Annotated in this window: 12 protein-coding genes; 6 read left to right on the forward strand and 6 right to left on the reverse strand. The window is 33.4% G+C overall.

All coding sequences use genetic code 11. The features are described 5' to 3' along the window. Positions 1-11 precede the first annotated feature (11 nt). Positions 12-380: a hypothetical protein gene (locus CHAB381_RS02300; RefSeq protein WP_012108352.1), complete on the forward strand. Its 369-nt coding sequence runs from the start codon at positions 12-14 to the stop codon at positions 378-380. Positions 381-739: 359 nt separating this feature from the next. On the opposite strand, the gene serA is transcribed toward CHAB381_RS02300, so the two are convergent. The 6 genes from serA to pheS form a co-directional block, all read right to left on the reverse strand. Continuing rightward, positions 740-2,317 carry a phosphoglycerate dehydrogenase gene (serA, locus tag CHAB381_RS02305; RefSeq protein ID WP_012108353.1) on the reverse strand — a complete coding sequence of 526 codons (1,578 nt, stop codon included), beginning with the start codon at positions 2,315-2,317 and terminating at the stop codon, positions 740-742. Positions 2,318-2,334: 17 nt separating this feature from the next. Continuing rightward, positions 2,335-4,008, reverse strand: a complete 1,674-nt coding sequence (locus tag CHAB381_RS02310) for a 30S ribosomal protein S1 (RefSeq protein ID WP_012108354.1) — start codon at positions 4,006-4,008, stop codon at positions 2,335-2,337. Between the two features lie 322 nt (positions 4,009-4,330). Beyond that, positions 4,331-5,158, reverse strand: coding sequence for a 4-hydroxy-3-methylbut-2-enyl diphosphate reductase (locus CHAB381_RS02315; RefSeq protein ID WP_012108356.1), 828 nt, complete (start codon positions 5,156-5,158; stop codon positions 4,331-4,333). After that, complete coding sequence (aroA, locus tag CHAB381_RS02320) at positions 5,148-6,422, reverse strand: 3-phosphoshikimate 1-carboxyvinyltransferase (protein ID WP_012108357.1); 1,275 nt, start codon at positions 6,420-6,422, stop codon at positions 5,148-5,150. Before aroA ends, CHAB381_RS02315 begins: the two co-directional genes overlap by 11 nt. Continuing rightward, the gene (pheT, locus tag CHAB381_RS02325) at positions 6,419-8,737 is read right to left on the reverse strand and encodes a phenylalanine--tRNA ligase subunit beta (RefSeq protein WP_012108358.1); all 2,319 of its coding nucleotides are present in this window, start codon (positions 8,735-8,737) and stop codon (positions 6,419-6,421) included. Before pheT ends, aroA begins: the two co-directional genes overlap by 4 nt. Beyond that, the gene (gene pheS / locus CHAB381_RS02330; protein WP_041570463.1) at positions 8,734-9,732 is read right to left on the reverse strand and encodes a phenylalanine--tRNA ligase subunit alpha; all 999 of its coding nucleotides are present in this window, start codon (positions 9,730-9,732) and stop codon (positions 8,734-8,736) included. The genes pheT and pheS overlap by 4 nt, the downstream gene beginning before the upstream one ends. A gap of 125 nt (positions 9,733-9,857) precedes the next feature. Between pheS and CHAB381_RS02335 the strand changes: the two genes are divergently transcribed. From CHAB381_RS02335 to CHAB381_RS02355, 5 genes are all read left to right on the forward strand, one after another. Continuing rightward, entirely contained in the window at positions 9,858-10,214 is a 357-nt protein-coding gene (locus CHAB381_RS02335) for a histidine triad nucleotide-binding protein (RefSeq protein WP_012108360.1), read from the forward strand. A gap of 122 nt (positions 10,215-10,336) precedes the next feature. Continuing rightward, positions 10,337-11,242: a 50S ribosomal protein L11 methyltransferase gene (locus CHAB381_RS02340; RefSeq protein WP_012108361.1), complete on the forward strand. Its 906-nt coding sequence runs from the start codon at positions 10,337-10,339 to the stop codon at positions 11,240-11,242. Positions 11,243-11,244: 2 nt separating this feature from the next. Further along, positions 11,245-13,176, forward strand: coding sequence for an ATP-dependent zinc metalloprotease FtsH (ftsH, locus tag CHAB381_RS02345; protein ID WP_012108362.1), 1,932 nt, complete (start codon positions 11,245-11,247; stop codon positions 13,174-13,176). Then, the gene (gene pssA / locus CHAB381_RS02350; protein ID WP_012108363.1) at positions 13,173-13,910 is read left to right on the forward strand and encodes a CDP-diacylglycerol--serine O-phosphatidyltransferase; all 738 of its coding nucleotides are present in this window, start codon (positions 13,173-13,175) and stop codon (positions 13,908-13,910) included. Before ftsH ends, pssA begins: the two co-directional genes overlap by 4 nt. Continuing rightward, the gene (locus CHAB381_RS02355) at positions 13,903-15,417 is read left to right on the forward strand and encodes a 2-isopropylmalate synthase (protein WP_012108364.1); all 1,515 of its coding nucleotides are present in this window, start codon (positions 13,903-13,905) and stop codon (positions 15,415-15,417) included. The genes pssA and CHAB381_RS02355 overlap by 8 nt, the downstream gene beginning before the upstream one ends. The last annotated feature ends 43 nt before the right edge of the window (positions 15,418-15,460 follow it).

The raw sequence follows: 15,460 nt of genomic DNA on the forward strand, positions 1-15,460 counted from the left end.
GCATTATTTTTTTGTTTTATGGCAATAAAAATAATAAACACGTAGTAAAAACAGATATCAAATGTGATTTAAACATAAAAGATTGTGAAATTTTACAAAACAATGAAGTTATAAAATTTTCTTTTTCGCCACGTCCTATTAGACCGATAATTCCAACATCTTTAAAAATTACAGGACTTGATAATTTAAATAAACCATCTGTTGTTATTAAGGGTGTGAATATGGGAGAAATTAATGCCGATTTAATCAAAAAAGGTAATACATACGAAACAACAGTAGTTTTTAACTCTTGTGTAGATAATATGCTTTATGAAATTCAAATTTTTGAAAAAAATAAATTTACAGGCATAAAAATGCAGGTGATAATGCCTGTAAGATAATAAAACTTGATAAATCTTTATCATATTTTTAATAATCTAAATTTATGCTCTTTTTTGTTTAGTTTTTGCATTAATAACAAAGATACTTATTAAAAAATATAGCAAAAATTATCTCTAATACTTTTAACTAAATTTTTTTCATCTATTTTAACAGTTAAATTCAGATATCTTTCCGGATTTATTAATCATAAAATTCTAAATTTGTTTTAGAATTTTTATTCATTATATTTCTTGAAGTATTACAAATTTTAGATATTTTTGTATAGTCAAGCTTATGATTAAATTTAATATTTAAAAAATATCTAAATTTTTTATAAAAAAGTGAAATTTTAACCGTAAAGCTAAAATTTCACTAAGAATTAAAGTACTACATAACGAGCAAGTAGGCAAGTAGAAAGTGCTGAAAGTTCGTCAAGTACGCTTTTGCTTATATCTTCATCTACTAGAATTACAGCAAGTGCGTTTCCGTCTTCTCCGCGACCTAGTCTAAAATCTGCAATATTGATTTTATCTTTTGCCAAAATCGCGCTGACGCTTGCGATAACTCCTGGAACATCGGTATTTTTAAATATTATCATTTTACCTTTCGGTTTGAAATCTGTTTTAAAGCCGTCGATATTTAAAATTCTCTCTTCGTCGTCATTAAAAACGGTTCCGCTGATTGCAGTTACACCTTTATCAGTTGTAATTTTTACACAAACTTTATTTTTATAGTTATCTTCGTTTAAGATTGCTGATTCTGTTTTAATTCCTTTTTCGTCGGCTGTAAATATCGCATTTACATAATTGACTTTTTCGCCGAATTTTTCTTTAAGTGCTCCGTATACAGCAAAAACAAGCATAGAATTTAAGTAATCTACAACTTTTCCATTACCTTCAAGTTTAATAGCTTTTATTTGGTTTTTATCAATTTGGGCAGCCATATAAGCCATTTTTGAAACCAGGTTCATATAAGGTTCAACAAAATCAGGTAAATTATCTGTTTTTATAGGTAAGTTCAGAGCATTTGGATAGCAAAGTCCTCTGGCTGCGCTTATTGCTTGCTCAACGGCTTCAGTTGCAATGTTGCTTTGAGATTCTACAGTATTTGCGCCAAGATGCGGTGTGGCAGTTAAATTCTCGAATTCTAAAAGTTCGTTTTGAGTAGCCGGTTCTTTTTCAAAAACATCCATGCCAAGATATGCTATTTTACCGCTTTTTAAACCATTGATTAAAGCATTTTCATTATAAAGCCCGCCGCGTGCGCAGTTTATAAGTCTAACGCCGTCTTTCATTTTAGCGATTTCTTTATCGCCTATCATTCCTATTGTTTCTTTTGTTTTCGGTGTATGAATAGTTATAAAATCACAAGCTAAAATTTCATCAAGATTTGTAGTGTAGCGCACACCGATATTTGTTGCTTTGCTCGGATCTATGTATGGATCATAAGTTATGACACTCATACCGCATGCTATTGCACGCACCGCTACGCGAGAGCCGATATTTCCAAAACCTATAATTCCAAGAGATTTTTTATAAATTTCGGTTCCGTACCATTTTTCGCGTTTCCATGTATGGTTGAGTTTTAAATCATTGCAAGAGTTTACATATTTACGAGCTGAATTCAGCAAATGGCACATTGTCATTTCTACTGCTGCGATTGTATTTGCAGTAGGTACATTCATTAAAACGATTCCACGCCTTGAACATTCATCTATATCACAGTTGTCTACGCCAACCCCAGCTCTAACAATTGCTTTTAATTTTTTTCCGGCCTGTAAAAAATTTTTATCTACCGGTGTCGGACTTCTTGTTATTGCGACATCGGCATCTCCTACCATATCTAAAAGTTCATTTTTAGAAACGGTTGAAGCATCTATTACTTTTATATCTTTTTCTTTTTCTAATAATTCGTACCCGACTTTATAAATCGGGTCACAAATAATTATTGTCTTCATTTTTACCCCCAAAATTTTTAATTTTCTGAGAGTTGATCTTTTATAAGATCTCCCAGCGTCAATTTTTCATCGCTATTTATTTCATTTAATACTTCGCGCTCTTTTTGTTTTGCAAGTCTTCTTACGCTAAGACGAATACGATTTTTCTTTTCATCAATAAATGCTACTGCAGCTTCAATTTCATCGCCTATTTTAAGAGTGCTTGGATCTATAGAACCCAAATCTTCTTTTCTGATAAGTGCATCTACATTTTCGCCAAGTTCTACAAATATTCCAAAATCTTTAATGTCGCGGATTTTACCTGTAACTATATCGCCGCTTGCATGTTTTTGAGCATATTTGCAGATTGGACTTTCCTCTAAATCCTTATGATTTAATGAAATTTTTTGATTTTCTTCATCAATTTTTATAATTTTTACTTTTACGTTATCGCCGATTTTGAATAGATCTTTGCAGCGTACATTTCTATCCCATGAAGCATCTTCATTATGTAAAAGACCCTCCACGTTTTCTATTTTTACAAATGCTCCGAAATTTGTAATTGTAGTAATTGTGCCTTCTGCGATATCGCCGACTTTATATTTTTTCATAAATTCGTCAAACGGTTTTGGAAGTAAATTTTTAAGACTTACTCTTAAACGACGGTCATCACCATTGATTTCTACAACTTCGACATTGATTTCTTGACCTTCTGAGATAAAATCTTTTGGATTTTTAATATTTTTATCCCATGAAATTTCGCTTATATGCAAAAAGCCTTCTATATCATTTCCAAGATCAACAAATGCGCCGTAAGGTTCAATATTTGAAACTGTAACTTGAATAGTATCGCCTACTTCAAGATTATCTTTTATTTCATCCCAAGGATCCGGAAGTGCTGCTTTAATAGATAAAGAAAGATGCCTTTTTTCGTTGTCATAATTTATAACTTTCACAGGCACTTTATCACCTTCTTTATATAAAGAATTTGGATTTACAGGACCTTTATAGCTGATTTCGCTGTAATGAACAAGTCCATCCACGCCACCTACATCTACAAACATACCGTAAGTTGTGATTTTTTTAACTATACCTTCAATTACCTGATCGGTATTTTCAAGTAATTTTGAAATTACCTCTTTTTTTACTTTTCTTTCTTCATCGAAAAGTTTTTTGCGAGAAACGATAATGCTTTGCTCTTCTTTATTTATTTTTATAATTTTTACTTTGTATGTTTTGTTTATTGCTGATTTTCCATCTTTAAAGCCGGCTTGCGAACGAGGCATAAAAAACTCAACATTGTCGGAATTTATACATACAAAACCGCCTTTATTAAACGAAATCACTTTGACATTCAATATGTTTTCAGCATTTTCATCGAAATTTTCAATAAATTCTTTGATTTTTTCTCTTCTGAGCGCTTTTTTATATGACAAAAGCGGTTTGCCACCACGACTTCCGGTGATAACGACATTTATTGTATCGCCAACTTTGAAAAGTAAATCGCCATTTTTATCTGTAATTTCTCCTGCATCAAGTATGCCCTCGGATTTTCGATCAACATCCACAAAAACCTCGTTATCTTTGATATCTACGATTTTACCTGCGATAAGATCACCATCAGTCTTTTTAAAAGACGCCTCTAATAATTCCTCGAAATTTTCTTCCGTAATTTCGTCATTTTGTTGAACTTTTGTTTCGTTCACAGCCATTTTTTTCCTTTTGTTTTATTTATGCCGATAGGCAAATTTCAAGACTTGGAGTATATCTAAATTTTACTTTAATGTGAATTAAGTTTAATAAAATTATAAACATTTTTGCAATTCGGATTTAATAAATTTTTGTTTGTTAAGTCTTTTTTAAAATATATGTATTTTTTAAATAAAAGAATAAAAAATAAAGAAAATGTCAGATTTCAAAATTATTTTTAAAATCGGCATAAAATTTTGAGATATTTTTTGCAAAAAAAATAAATTACCGATGCAAACTTGTATTTTAAAACATTGCTTATGATATAAATTTTGCCGGTATTTTTTAGCACATTGTGTTAATTTTTTTTACAACTTTTTTGATTATCCACTCAGGCGTGCTCGCGCCTGCTGTAATTCCGCAAATCTCTTTATTTAAAAACCACTCTTTTTTGAGTTCATTTTCATTTTCTATTAAGTATGAGTTTTTACAAAAATTTTGTGAAATAAGTAAAAGTTGTTTTGTATTTGATGAGTTTTTGCCGCCTATTATTATCATTACATCCGCCTTTTTTGCGAGCTTTGCTGCGGCTTCCTGATTTTGAAAAGTGGCATTGCAGATTGTGTTGAAAATTCTTAGTTCTTTTGTTGTTGTCATTAAAAATTCGGCTATTTTTGTAAAATTTTCAATTCTTTTTGTAGTTTGAGACACAAGGGCGACTTTGTTTGAAATTTTCAAATTTTTAAGTTCACTCACATCTAGAACTACAAAAACTTTACCTTTTGCATAGGACTTCACACCTTTTACCTCAGGATGATTTTTATCTCCGAATATTACGATGTCGTATCCTTCCGAACTCATTTTTTCTACAATTTGTTGAGGTTTTTTTACAAATGGGCAAGTTGCGTCAATCAACTCTTTGTTTTTGGATTTTAAAACGTCCAAATCGTCTTTTGTAATGCCGTGCGTGCGAATTATAAGTCTTTTTTCATCTGTTATTTCGCTAATATCATTAAGAGTTTTTACGCCGAATTTTTTGTGAAGTCTGTCGATTTCCTCGTTATTATGAATAAGTTCGCCGATTGTTGCGCTATTTTCGGTATTTTCAGCTATTTTGATAGCTCTTTTCACACCGAAGCAGAAGCCGTATTTTTTGGCTAACTCAATCTTCAATATTTGCTCCGATTTGTTTTAAAATTTTTCCGAAATTCGGAAAAGATGTTGCTATACATTCGCTATTTTCAATAATCATACCGCATTTTAAACCTAAAATGGCAAAACTCATAGCAATTCTATGATCGCCGTATGGCGTAATTATAGCAGGTTCCGCTTCACCGCCAGTGATTTTAAACCCGTCTTCAAGCTCGGTTACATTGATACCGCAGCATTTTAATCCTTCACAAATTACCTTTATACGGTCGCTTTCTTTCACTCTAAGTTCTTTTGCGTTTCTTAAAACACTTGTGCCTTTAGCGCACGCAAAAGCTATGGCAAGAGCCGGCGCTTCATCAATCAGCCACGAAATATTTTCGCTTACTTCAACGGCTTTTAAAGGCGCGTAAGAAATTTCAATATCTCCGATTTGTTCGTAAATTTCGCTTTTTGGAGTGAATTTTATATTTGCTCCCATTTTTCTTAAAACTTCGTAAGCTTCAATTCTTGTTTTATTTAAAAGCATATTTTTTAAAATAATTTTGGAACCAGGAATTATAGTAGCCGCAACTGCGTAATAAAACGCCGAACTTGGATCGTTAGGAATAAAAATTTCAAGCGGATCAAGCGGCTTTGTAAGCGGTTTTACTTTTAGATTCAGTCCCGAAATTTCAATATCGGCCCCCATTTTTTTAAGCATTTTTTCGCTGTGATCTCTGCTAAGTTCAGGTTCGGAATATTCGCAACCTTGAGAATTTAAAGCCGCCAGAATAAGAGCTGTTTTAACCTGAGCCGACGCTATTTTGCTTTTAAATTTGAAAAAATCAAGCTTTCCGCCTTGTATGCAAAGCGGCGCTTTATCACCATCCAGGCGTCCGTAAATTTTTGCTCCTACTTTACAAAGCGGCTCACCTACACGTTTCATAGGGCGCTCATTTAAATATTCATCGCCGCTTAACACAAAAAATCCTTCAACACTGGCTAAAAGTCCCATAAAAAGGCGCATCGAAGTGCCTGAATTGCCGCACTCTAAAATGCAGTCGGGCTCAACAATTTTTTTAGGCGCGTCTATAAAAACTATTCCTTCTTTTATTTCTATATCTGCTCCGAGTTTTCGCGCTATTTCAAGTGAGTGTTCGGTATCTTCGGCAAATAAAAAATTTTCAATTTTATTTGTGCCGCTGCTTAAAAGCGAAAAAATAACTGCACGATGAGAGATTGATTTATCCGCTGCGATATTTGAAATCGTAGCCTTTAAAGGTTTGCTCTGAGCGAAAATTTTCATCTTAAATTTAATCCTAAATTATTTAGTGCTTTTAAAATTTGAGTTATTTTTGCTTCAATTTGCTCGTCTTCTAGCGTTTTTTCCAAATTTTGAAATATAAATTTTATAGTCAGACTGTAAGAATCTTTTAAATTTTCATCTTTATAAATATCAACCGGTAAAAATTCTTTTAAATCTGAAATTTGTAAATTATTTAACGCGTTTTTAATGACTTCAAATCTCATATTATTTGGCACTACAACACTTAAATCTCGACTTATGCTTGGAAATTTCGAATAATTTTTTGCATTTATTTCATTAAATTTTAAAGCTTTAAAATCCATTTCGCAAACATAAGTTTTAGCCAAATCTCTTTCATTTTCAAACTTAAATCTACCGATAATTCCTACTTTTACGCCATTTTGCCAAATTTCAGCCTGCTCAAAATCATTTAAGAATTTTATGTTTTTATCAGGCAAGACGCATGAAAATTTTCCAATAATATTTTGAATAAGCGATGCGAAATATAAAAAATCCACATTTTCAGGTTTTGCTGAGTTCAGTAAGCTAGGTTCATTTTTTAATCCGCTTGCAATAAAACCGAAACAATCTTTTTCCACACCTTTTTCATCAAAAATTTTACCGAATTCAAATAGTTTTATTGATTTTTTTGAATTTCTAAGATTTAAGTTTGATGAGTTTAATAAATGATTTATCAAAGTAGGGCGCAAAACGCTAAGTTCCGCATTTATAGGATTTAAAATTTTAACTTCACACGGCACAAATCCTAAATTTTTTAATTCTTCTTCATTGTCAAAAATATAATGTACGCATTCAAAAAAGCCTATGTTGGCAGATTTGTAGCGAATTTTCTTTGCATTTTCGTAATCAAAAAAAGTCTCGTTAAATCTGCAATTTTCAGCAAATACCAGCGGTTTTGAAGCGATATTGTCAATTCCAATAATTCTTACGATTTCTTCACAAATATCGTGAGAATTGCTTATATCGTGGCGAAATGTAGGAATTGTCGCTGTAATTAACTCATTATCCATATTTACATCTATTCCAAGAGATTTTAAAATTTTTAAAATTTGATTTTTTTCGATTTTAGTGCCGATCATTTCATCAATTTCAGCATTTGTAAAACTTACAATTTTCGGCTCTTTTGTATTTAAAATTTGTTGTGCGCCTGCAAATAATGCGAATTCGTCTTTATTTTTCAAAAAAGAAAATAGCAGATTTAGCCCTAAAATCAGATTCGGTTCGCTTCCTCTTGTTGAGCGATAAGTATGCTCGTCGCCTTTTAGTTTGCGGTTTTCGCCAAGAGCTTCGGCTATTATTTGCGGATTTGTATAGTTTGCTTCCACGATACAAATTTTACTGTCTTTGTTCGCCTTAAAATCGCTATTTTGATTGATTCCTGCTATGCCTAAAAGTTTATCGTCGCAAAAAACAGCCAATTCACCGTTTTCCTGTTTTTTTATATCTATTGAAATTTTGTCTTTATTTGTAATTTTATTAAAATCGTAAGCGCGAAGTAAAACACCGGTGCTGTGTGTTGTATAATTTAACAAATTTACAAGTGTGTCATTTGATAGAATTTCGGCAAAAGCCAAGCGAAGTTTGTGAGTAAGCGTAATATCAAATCTGTTTTTTATCTCAAATGCTCTGTATATAAAGCTTGCATCTATTTTTTCATCAGCGTGAACTGATAAAATTCTGCCGATTCCAAGAAGTTTTTCGGCTTCTTCAGTGAAATTTTTATTTTTTAATGGTATATTTAAAGCCGCGCTCAAATCTCTTGCTATGCCGTAAATACTAAGACAATCGCCTCTATTTGGTGTCAAATCAATATCAATCAGTTCATCGTTAAAAGCCAAATATTCGTTTAAATTTCGTCCAAGAACAAGTTCGCCGATACTGTCATCAAGTACCATTATTCCGTCATTTAATTTCGGAAAACCTAGTTCGCTTGATGAGCAGATCATACCATTACTTTCTACGCCGCGAAGTTTTGCAGGTTTTATAGTAAGTCCATTAGGCAAAACGGCTCCTATCAAGCTGACCGCTACAAATTGACCTGATTCGACATTTTTTGCACCGCATACTATTTGAAGGCTTTGTGAACCTGTATCAACTTCGCAGACGCTTAAATGATCACTGTTTTCATGAGCTTTTTTGCTTTTTACATAACCGATTACAACTTTATCGGCGACGGAAAATTTTTTATAACTGTCAACTTCAAGACCGATTGAATTTAGCGCTTTTAAAATTTTATCTGTAGAAATTTCTGTTATATCTATCCATTCGTTTAACCAATTTCTTGTTATTATCATTTAAATTGCTCCAATAATCTGATGTCTCCTTCAAAAAGCGAGCGCAAATCAGGCACACTGTGAAGCAGCATTGCAAATCTTTCAACTCCTAATCCGAATGCGTAGCCGCTTACGTTTTTCCAACCTACCGATTTATATACATTAGGATGAACTACACCGCTTCCTAAAACTTCAAGCCAGCCTGTATGTGAACATACCCTGCAACCTTTTCCGCCGCAAAAAATACAGCTTATATCGACTTCCGCGCTTGGTTCGGTGAACGGAAAAAAACTTGGGCGAAATCTAACTTTGACATCGCCGAACATATAATGCAGAAAATCTTCCAATATATATTTAAGGTTCGCAAAACTGACTTTGCTTCCTTCTTCCACAACAAGACCTTCTACTTGATGAAACATAGGAGTATGCGTTAAATCCATATCTCTACGAAATACAGCCCCGGGAGAAATCATTCTAATCGGCGGTTTTTTCATTTTTTGCATTGTGCGTATTTGGACCGGGCTTGTTTGTGTGCGGATAAGCATATTTGGAATATTTAAATAAAATGTATCCTGCATATCGCGCGCAGGATGGTATTTCGGCAAGTTTAGCGCCTCAAAATTATGAAAATCGTCTTCTATTAAAGGTCCTGATTCGACGCTAAAATTTTGAGATACGAAATACTCTACGATTTTATCCATAGTAGCCATTACAGGGTGAATTGCGCCCGAGTTAATCGGCTCATCGAAAAGTGTTACATCAATCGCTTCTTTTTTTAAAAATTCATTTTGTTTTTTTGCTTCAAGTTCCGATCTTTTTTCACTTATAAGGTTATTATAAAGCTCCTTTTTTTCGTTTGCTTTTTTGGCAAATTCTTTTTTTTCATTATTAGGTAAACTTTTAAGTTTGCTAAAGAGTTCGGTAATTTCACCGTTTTTGCCAAAGAGTGAAAGACGAATCGCTTCAAGTTCAGCTAAATTTTGCGAGTTTTTTATTTCCTGCTCTAAATCTTTCAAAATTTCGTCCTTAAAAAATAATTTTTGAGTAGGATTGTATTGAAAATTTATTAAAACTCTCATTAAACTAAAAATTTAATAATTTTTAGTTATAATTTTGCCAAAAAATTTTAAGGAGAAAAACGATGAATGTTTTTGAAAAAATAATTAACGGTGAAATTCCTTGCAATAAAGTGCTTGAAAATGATAAATTTCTTGCTTTTCACGATATAAATCCAAAAGCGCCGATTCATATTTTGGCAATTCCAAAAAAATGTTATAAAAATTTTCAAGTTGCAGATCCTGATATAATGTGCGAGTTTACGAAATTTATACAAGAAGTTGCCGTAAAAATGGGACTTGATAAAAGCGGTTACCGTTTAATTTGTAATTGCGGCGAGAACGCAGGACAAGAAGTTATGCATTTGCATTTTCATATATTAGGCGGTACAAAACTTCCGTGGGAACAAACAGCCGGTCAGGATACAGACGGAAATTTTTAAAATTTTGGAATTTTGCTCAATCAAAATTCCCTTTTTCGTTAAATTACAATAAAAAATAAGCAAATTTTGAACTTCTTTTATGTAAAATATCAGGTTTAAAATTTTGTAGATTAATGATTGTTATGAAAAAAAATTATTATGAAATGGAAGTTTCAAGTAAAAACGCTTCGGAATTATTTAAAAATTTCTCTTTTGAACTCGGTGTAGAGGCAATTGAAGAAAAAGAAAATTCTTTTATCATTCGTGATGAAGAAGATTTGCAAAATTTAGAATTTGCATTTATTGAGTTTCAAAAAGCTTTGCAAAAAAAGTTTAATACAAAAATTGATTTGCAAATTTCAAAATCTATCAAAGAAAATGCCGATTGGATTGAGAAATATCAAAAAAGCGTTGAGCCGATTGAAGTCGGTAAATTTTATGTAAGACCAAGCTGGAAAGAATCCAAAAAAGAGCTTATTGACATTATAATAGATCCGGCTATTGCTTTTGGATCCGGACATCACGAAAGCACAAATATGTGTCTTAAATTGATAGACAAATATGCCAAAGACGGTGCTACTGCTCTTGATGTCGGTTGTGGAAGCGGGATTTTAAGCATAGCTTTAAAAAAGATCGGTTTAAAAGTTGCAGCCTGCGATACTGACATACAAGCTGTTGACGCAAGTATAAAAAACGCTCAGAAAAACGGTGTAAAAATAGATAAAATTTGGAATGGAAGTATTGCTGATGCGAATTTGGCGATTAGAAACATGGACGGAGAAATTCTAAGTGAAAATTTAAATGAAAACAAAAATTTTAATCAAAGTTTTAATAAAGAGTTTGATTTTGTAATAGCGAATATAATCACAGATGTAATTTTGATTTTGCAAAACGAGCTTAAAAACAGTGTTAAAAGTGGTGGAATTTTGATAATTTCCGGTATTTTAGAAAAATACAAAAATAAAATTTTAAATGTATTTTCAGATATGAACAATTTAGAAATTTTACAAAACGGCGAGTGGGTCAGTTTTGTATTTAAAAAAGGATAAAAATGGATCAAAATAATCAAAACAATAAAAATAACGGCGGTGGAAATAATTTTTTTAACAAAAATCCTATCGGCGCATTTATCATTTTTGCTGTGATTATGATAATAATTTTTAAAGCGATGTCGCCTGAAGGCGGTGGACTTGGAAGCGAGTTTATGAATTCCGGATCGAATGTCAGAAATGTAAGTTATTCGGAATTAAAAAATGAAATTCAAAATGGCAGCGTATCTATGGTGTCAATCGGTCAAACAAATATCAAAGCTCAATCAAACGGGACAACCTACATAGCAAAAAAAGTATCCGATAATGACCTTGTGAAAATTTTAGATGAGAAAAAAATTCCTTACGGCGCTTATAATGAAAGTAATTTCTTTACGGATATACTTTTCAGTTGGGTAATTCCACTTGCTATTTTCTTTGGAATTTGGATGTTTCTTGTAAATCGTATGCAAAAAAATGTAAGTGGCGGAATTCTTGGTATAGGCAGCAGTAAAAAACTTGTTAATTCCGAAAAGCCGAAAGTAAAATTTAGTGATGTGGCAGGCGTGGAAGAGGCAAAAGAAGAAGTTAAAGAAATTGTTGATTTTCTTAAAAACCCAGGTCGTTATATAAATTTGGGTGCTAAAATTCCAAAAGGAGTTTTGCTTGTAGGGCCTCCAGGAACCGGTAAAACTTTACTTGCAAAAGCGGTTGCAGGAGAGGCTGACGTGCCGTTTTTTTCAGTAAACGGTTCAAGTTTTATTGAAATGTTTGTAGGCGTTGGCGCAAGTCGTGTTAGAGATCTTTTTGAAACGGCTAAAAAAGAGGCCCCGGCAATTGTATTCATAGATGAAATCGATGCAATCGGTAAAAGTCGTGCAGCAGGCGGTTTTGGCGGTGGAAACGATGAAAGAGAACAGACATTAAATCAACTTTTGGCTGAGATGGACGGTTTCAGTTCTGATGCAAATCCTGTTATAGTTTTAGCAGCTACAAACCGTCCGGAAGTCCTTGATGCTGCACTTTTAAGACCAGGAAGATTTGATAGACAAGTGCTTGTCGATAAGCCTGATTTTAAAGGACGAATTGAAATTTTAAATGTGCATAGCAAAGATATTAAACTTTCTAAAAGTGTGGATTTGGAAGAAATCGCAAGACTTACTGCAGGACTTGCCGGAGCCGATTTAGCGAATATCATAAATGAAGCTGCGCTTTTGGCAGGAAGAAACGAAAAAAATTATGTTGAACAAAACGATTTGGTTGAAGCCGTAGAGCGCGCAATTGCAGGGCTTGAGAAAAAATCACGCCGCATAAATCCAAAAGAAAAACGAATAGTTGCTTATCATGAATGCGGACACGCGCTTATCAGCGAAACTACAAAAGGAGCTGATAAGGTTACGAAAGTTTCTATAATTCCACGCGGTTTGGCAGCTCTTGGTTATACATTAAATACGCCTGAAGAAAATAAATTTTTGATGCAAAAATACGAGCTTTACGCGATGATCGATGTCTTACTTGGCGGACGTGCAGCCGAAGAGATCTTCATAAAAGAAATTTCAACAGGAGCCAGCAATGATTTGGAACGCGCAACGGATATCGTAAAATCAATGGTTAGTATGTATGGAATGAGTGATTTGGATATTGCGGGACTTATGGTACTTGAAAAGCAAAGAAATATGTTTTTAAACGGTGGTCAAGCGATTAAAGATTATAGCGATGATATGGCTAAAAAGCTTGATGATTATGTCAAACAAACGCTTGACGAGCGTTATAAAAGTGTCTTGGAAACTTTGCAAACTTACGCAGGTGCAATTGAAGAGATGGTAAAAGCGCTTTACGAAAACGAGACAATCGAGGGTGAAAAAGTGCGTGAAATCATTAAAAATTTTGAGATTAAAAACGGTTTTCCTTCACGTTTGCAACAAGATGATGAAAAAGGCGAGGACGATTTATGAGTGAGCAGCCGAAAATTGCATATATTTTGCCGAATTTTTTTACGGCCGCGAGCATTTTTCTAGGTATAGTAAGTGCGCTTGCCAGCATTCGAGGCGATTTTGAAAAAGCCATTATTTATATCGTGCTTTCACTTGTTTTTGATGGACTTGACGGACGCGTAGCAAGACTTACGCATACTACCAGCAAATTTGGCGTGGAATTTGACAGTCTTGCTGATGTTATAGCATTTGGTGTTGCGCCTGCTGTGCTTTTTTATTTTGCCGTTGGCAAGTATTTTGGCAGAGTTGGTGTGCTGATTATGGCTATTTATGTAATTTTCGGAGCAATTCGCTTGGCGCGTTTTAATGTAACGACAGGAACTTATGATCCAAGTATGTTTATCGGGCTTCCAATTCCTACGGCTGCGATTACGACGGCATTTTGGGTTGGTCTTTATAATGCTTACGATATTTTTAAAAATTATGAAATTTTATATCTTATATGCGTTGCCGGGCTTTCTATTTTAATGGTAAGCAATGTCCGCTATCCAAGTTTTAAAAAGTTAAATTTTAAAAAAACATATTTTATTAAAATTTTGGTCGGTTTGGTTATAGTTTTTTCTTTGATATATCTTTATCCGCTTGAAATTTGTGCGTTTTTTACTAGTGCATATGTGCTGTATGGCTTGATTCGTGCAAGTTATAATATAATCAATTTAAAATTTAAAAAAGTAAAAAGGACAAAAGATGAATAAAAATAAAATTATAGTTTTTGATACTACCTTAAGAGACGGAGAACAAAGTCCGGGCGCTTCAATGAATACAGCCGAAAAAGTGGAACTTGCAATACAGCTTGAAAAACTTGGTGTTGATGTAATAGAAGCGGGATTCGCAGCTGCAAGTCCTGGTGATTTTGACGCTATAGAGCGTATTTGCGGGGCTGTTTCAAAAATACGAGTTTGCTCTCTTGCAAGAGCTATTGAAAAAGATATAAAAGCTGCCGGTGAATCAATAAAATCAGCGAAATTTAAGCGTATTCACACATTTATCGCAACAAGCCCGATTCATATGGAGTATAAACTTAAACTTTCACCGGATGATGTAATAAAAAAAGCGATAAATTCCATAAAATATGCAAAAACTTTTTGTGACGATGTTGAATTCAGTTGTGAAGATGCAGGAAGAAGCGAAATTTCTTTTATTAAAGAAATTGTGGAAGCAGCTATAAATGCAGGAGCTACAACAATCAATTTGCCGGATACGGTAGGCTATAGACTTCCAAGTGAAATGAGTTATATGATAGGCGAACTTGTAAAATTTGTAGGAGATAGAGCCGTTATTTCATCACATTGTCACGATGATTTAGGAATGTCTGTTGCAAATACTATTGCTTGCATAAAAGCAGGTGCCAGACAGATAGAATGCACGATAAACGGACTTGGTGAAAGGGCAGGAAATACAGCGCTTGAAGAAGTCGTAATGGCTATAAAAACAAGAAGCGATGTTTTTGCACCGCTTTATACGGATATAAATTTTAAAGAAATTTACCATTCAAGTCGTTTGGTTGCCACAATCACAGGAATAGAGCCTCAACCGAATAAAGCAATCGTCGGTAAAAATGCTTTTGCACACGAAAGCGGAATTCATCAGGACGGCGTTTTAAAACATAAAGAAACATATGAAATTATGCGTGCAGAAGATATAGGTTTGGAAAAAAATTCCATTGTTCTCGGCAAGCATAGCGGCAGCCATGCTTTTAGAGATAAGTTAGTCAGTCTTGGATATAATTTAAGTGAAGATGAACTTGCTAATGTGTTTGAAAAATTTAAAATTTTAGCCGATGCCAAAAAAGAAATTTTTGATGATGATTTAAGAGAGCTTATGACGGATGAACTTGTTAAAATTCCATGTGCTTTTGAAATTATCGCACTTAGTTCAAGCGAATGTAATAAGGGGCATGCAAGTGCTGCTTTGACTTTAAAACACAATGATGAAATTTTAAAAGATTCAGCTCTTGGAAACGGTGTTGTAGATGCAATTTTTAAAACAATTGATAGAATAAGCGGTATAAAAGGAAATTTAAAAGATTATCAAGTCAGAGCGGTTTCTCAAGGAAAAGACGCGCAAGCGAAAGTAACCGTTAAAGTATTGTTTGAAAATTCATCCACAATAATAGGTCACGGACTTGATACGGATACCTTGATGGCTACTGCAAAAGCTTATATAGGCGCATTAAACAGTTATATCAGCATGAAACAATAAAAAATTATGTAATTGCAAAATTTTGCAATTACATAAATAGTTT

This window comes from Campylobacter hominis ATCC BAA-381 (assembly GCF_000017585.1).
In the GTDB taxonomy this organism is placed as follows: domain Bacteria; phylum Campylobacterota; class Campylobacteria; order Campylobacterales; family Campylobacteraceae; genus Campylobacter_B; species Campylobacter_B hominis.

Excerpts from the sequence above, each read along its gene's own strand:
- serA (WP_012108353.1), bottom strand. The coding sequence starts at position 2,317 with ATGAAGACAATAATTATTTGTGACCCGATTTATAAAGTCGGGTACGAA.
- CHAB381_RS02310 (WP_012108354.1), bottom strand. The coding sequence starts at position 4,008 with ATGGCTGTGAACGAAACAAAAGTTCAACAAAATGACGAAATTACGGAA.
- aroA (WP_012108357.1), bottom strand. The coding sequence starts at position 6,422 with ATGAAAATTTTCGCTCAGAGCAAACCTTTAAAGGCTACGATTTCAAAT.
- pheT (WP_012108358.1), bottom strand. The coding sequence starts at position 8,737 with ATGATAATAACAAGAAATTGGTTAAACGAATGGATAGATATAACAGAA.
- CHAB381_RS02335 (WP_012108360.1), top strand. The coding sequence starts at position 9,858 with ATGAATGTTTTTGAAAAAATAATTAACGGTGAAATTCCTTGCAATAAA.
- CHAB381_RS02340 (WP_012108361.1), top strand. The coding sequence starts at position 10,337 with ATGAAAAAAAATTATTATGAAATGGAAGTTTCAAGTAAAAACGCTTCG.
- ftsH (WP_012108362.1), top strand. The coding sequence starts at position 11,245 with ATGGATCAAAATAATCAAAACAATAAAAATAACGGCGGTGGAAATAAT.
- pssA (WP_012108363.1), top strand. The coding sequence starts at position 13,173 with ATGAGTGAGCAGCCGAAAATTGCATATATTTTGCCGAATTTTTTTACG.
- CHAB381_RS02355 (WP_012108364.1), top strand. The coding sequence starts at position 13,903 with ATGAATAAAAATAAAATTATAGTTTTTGATACTACCTTAAGAGACGGA.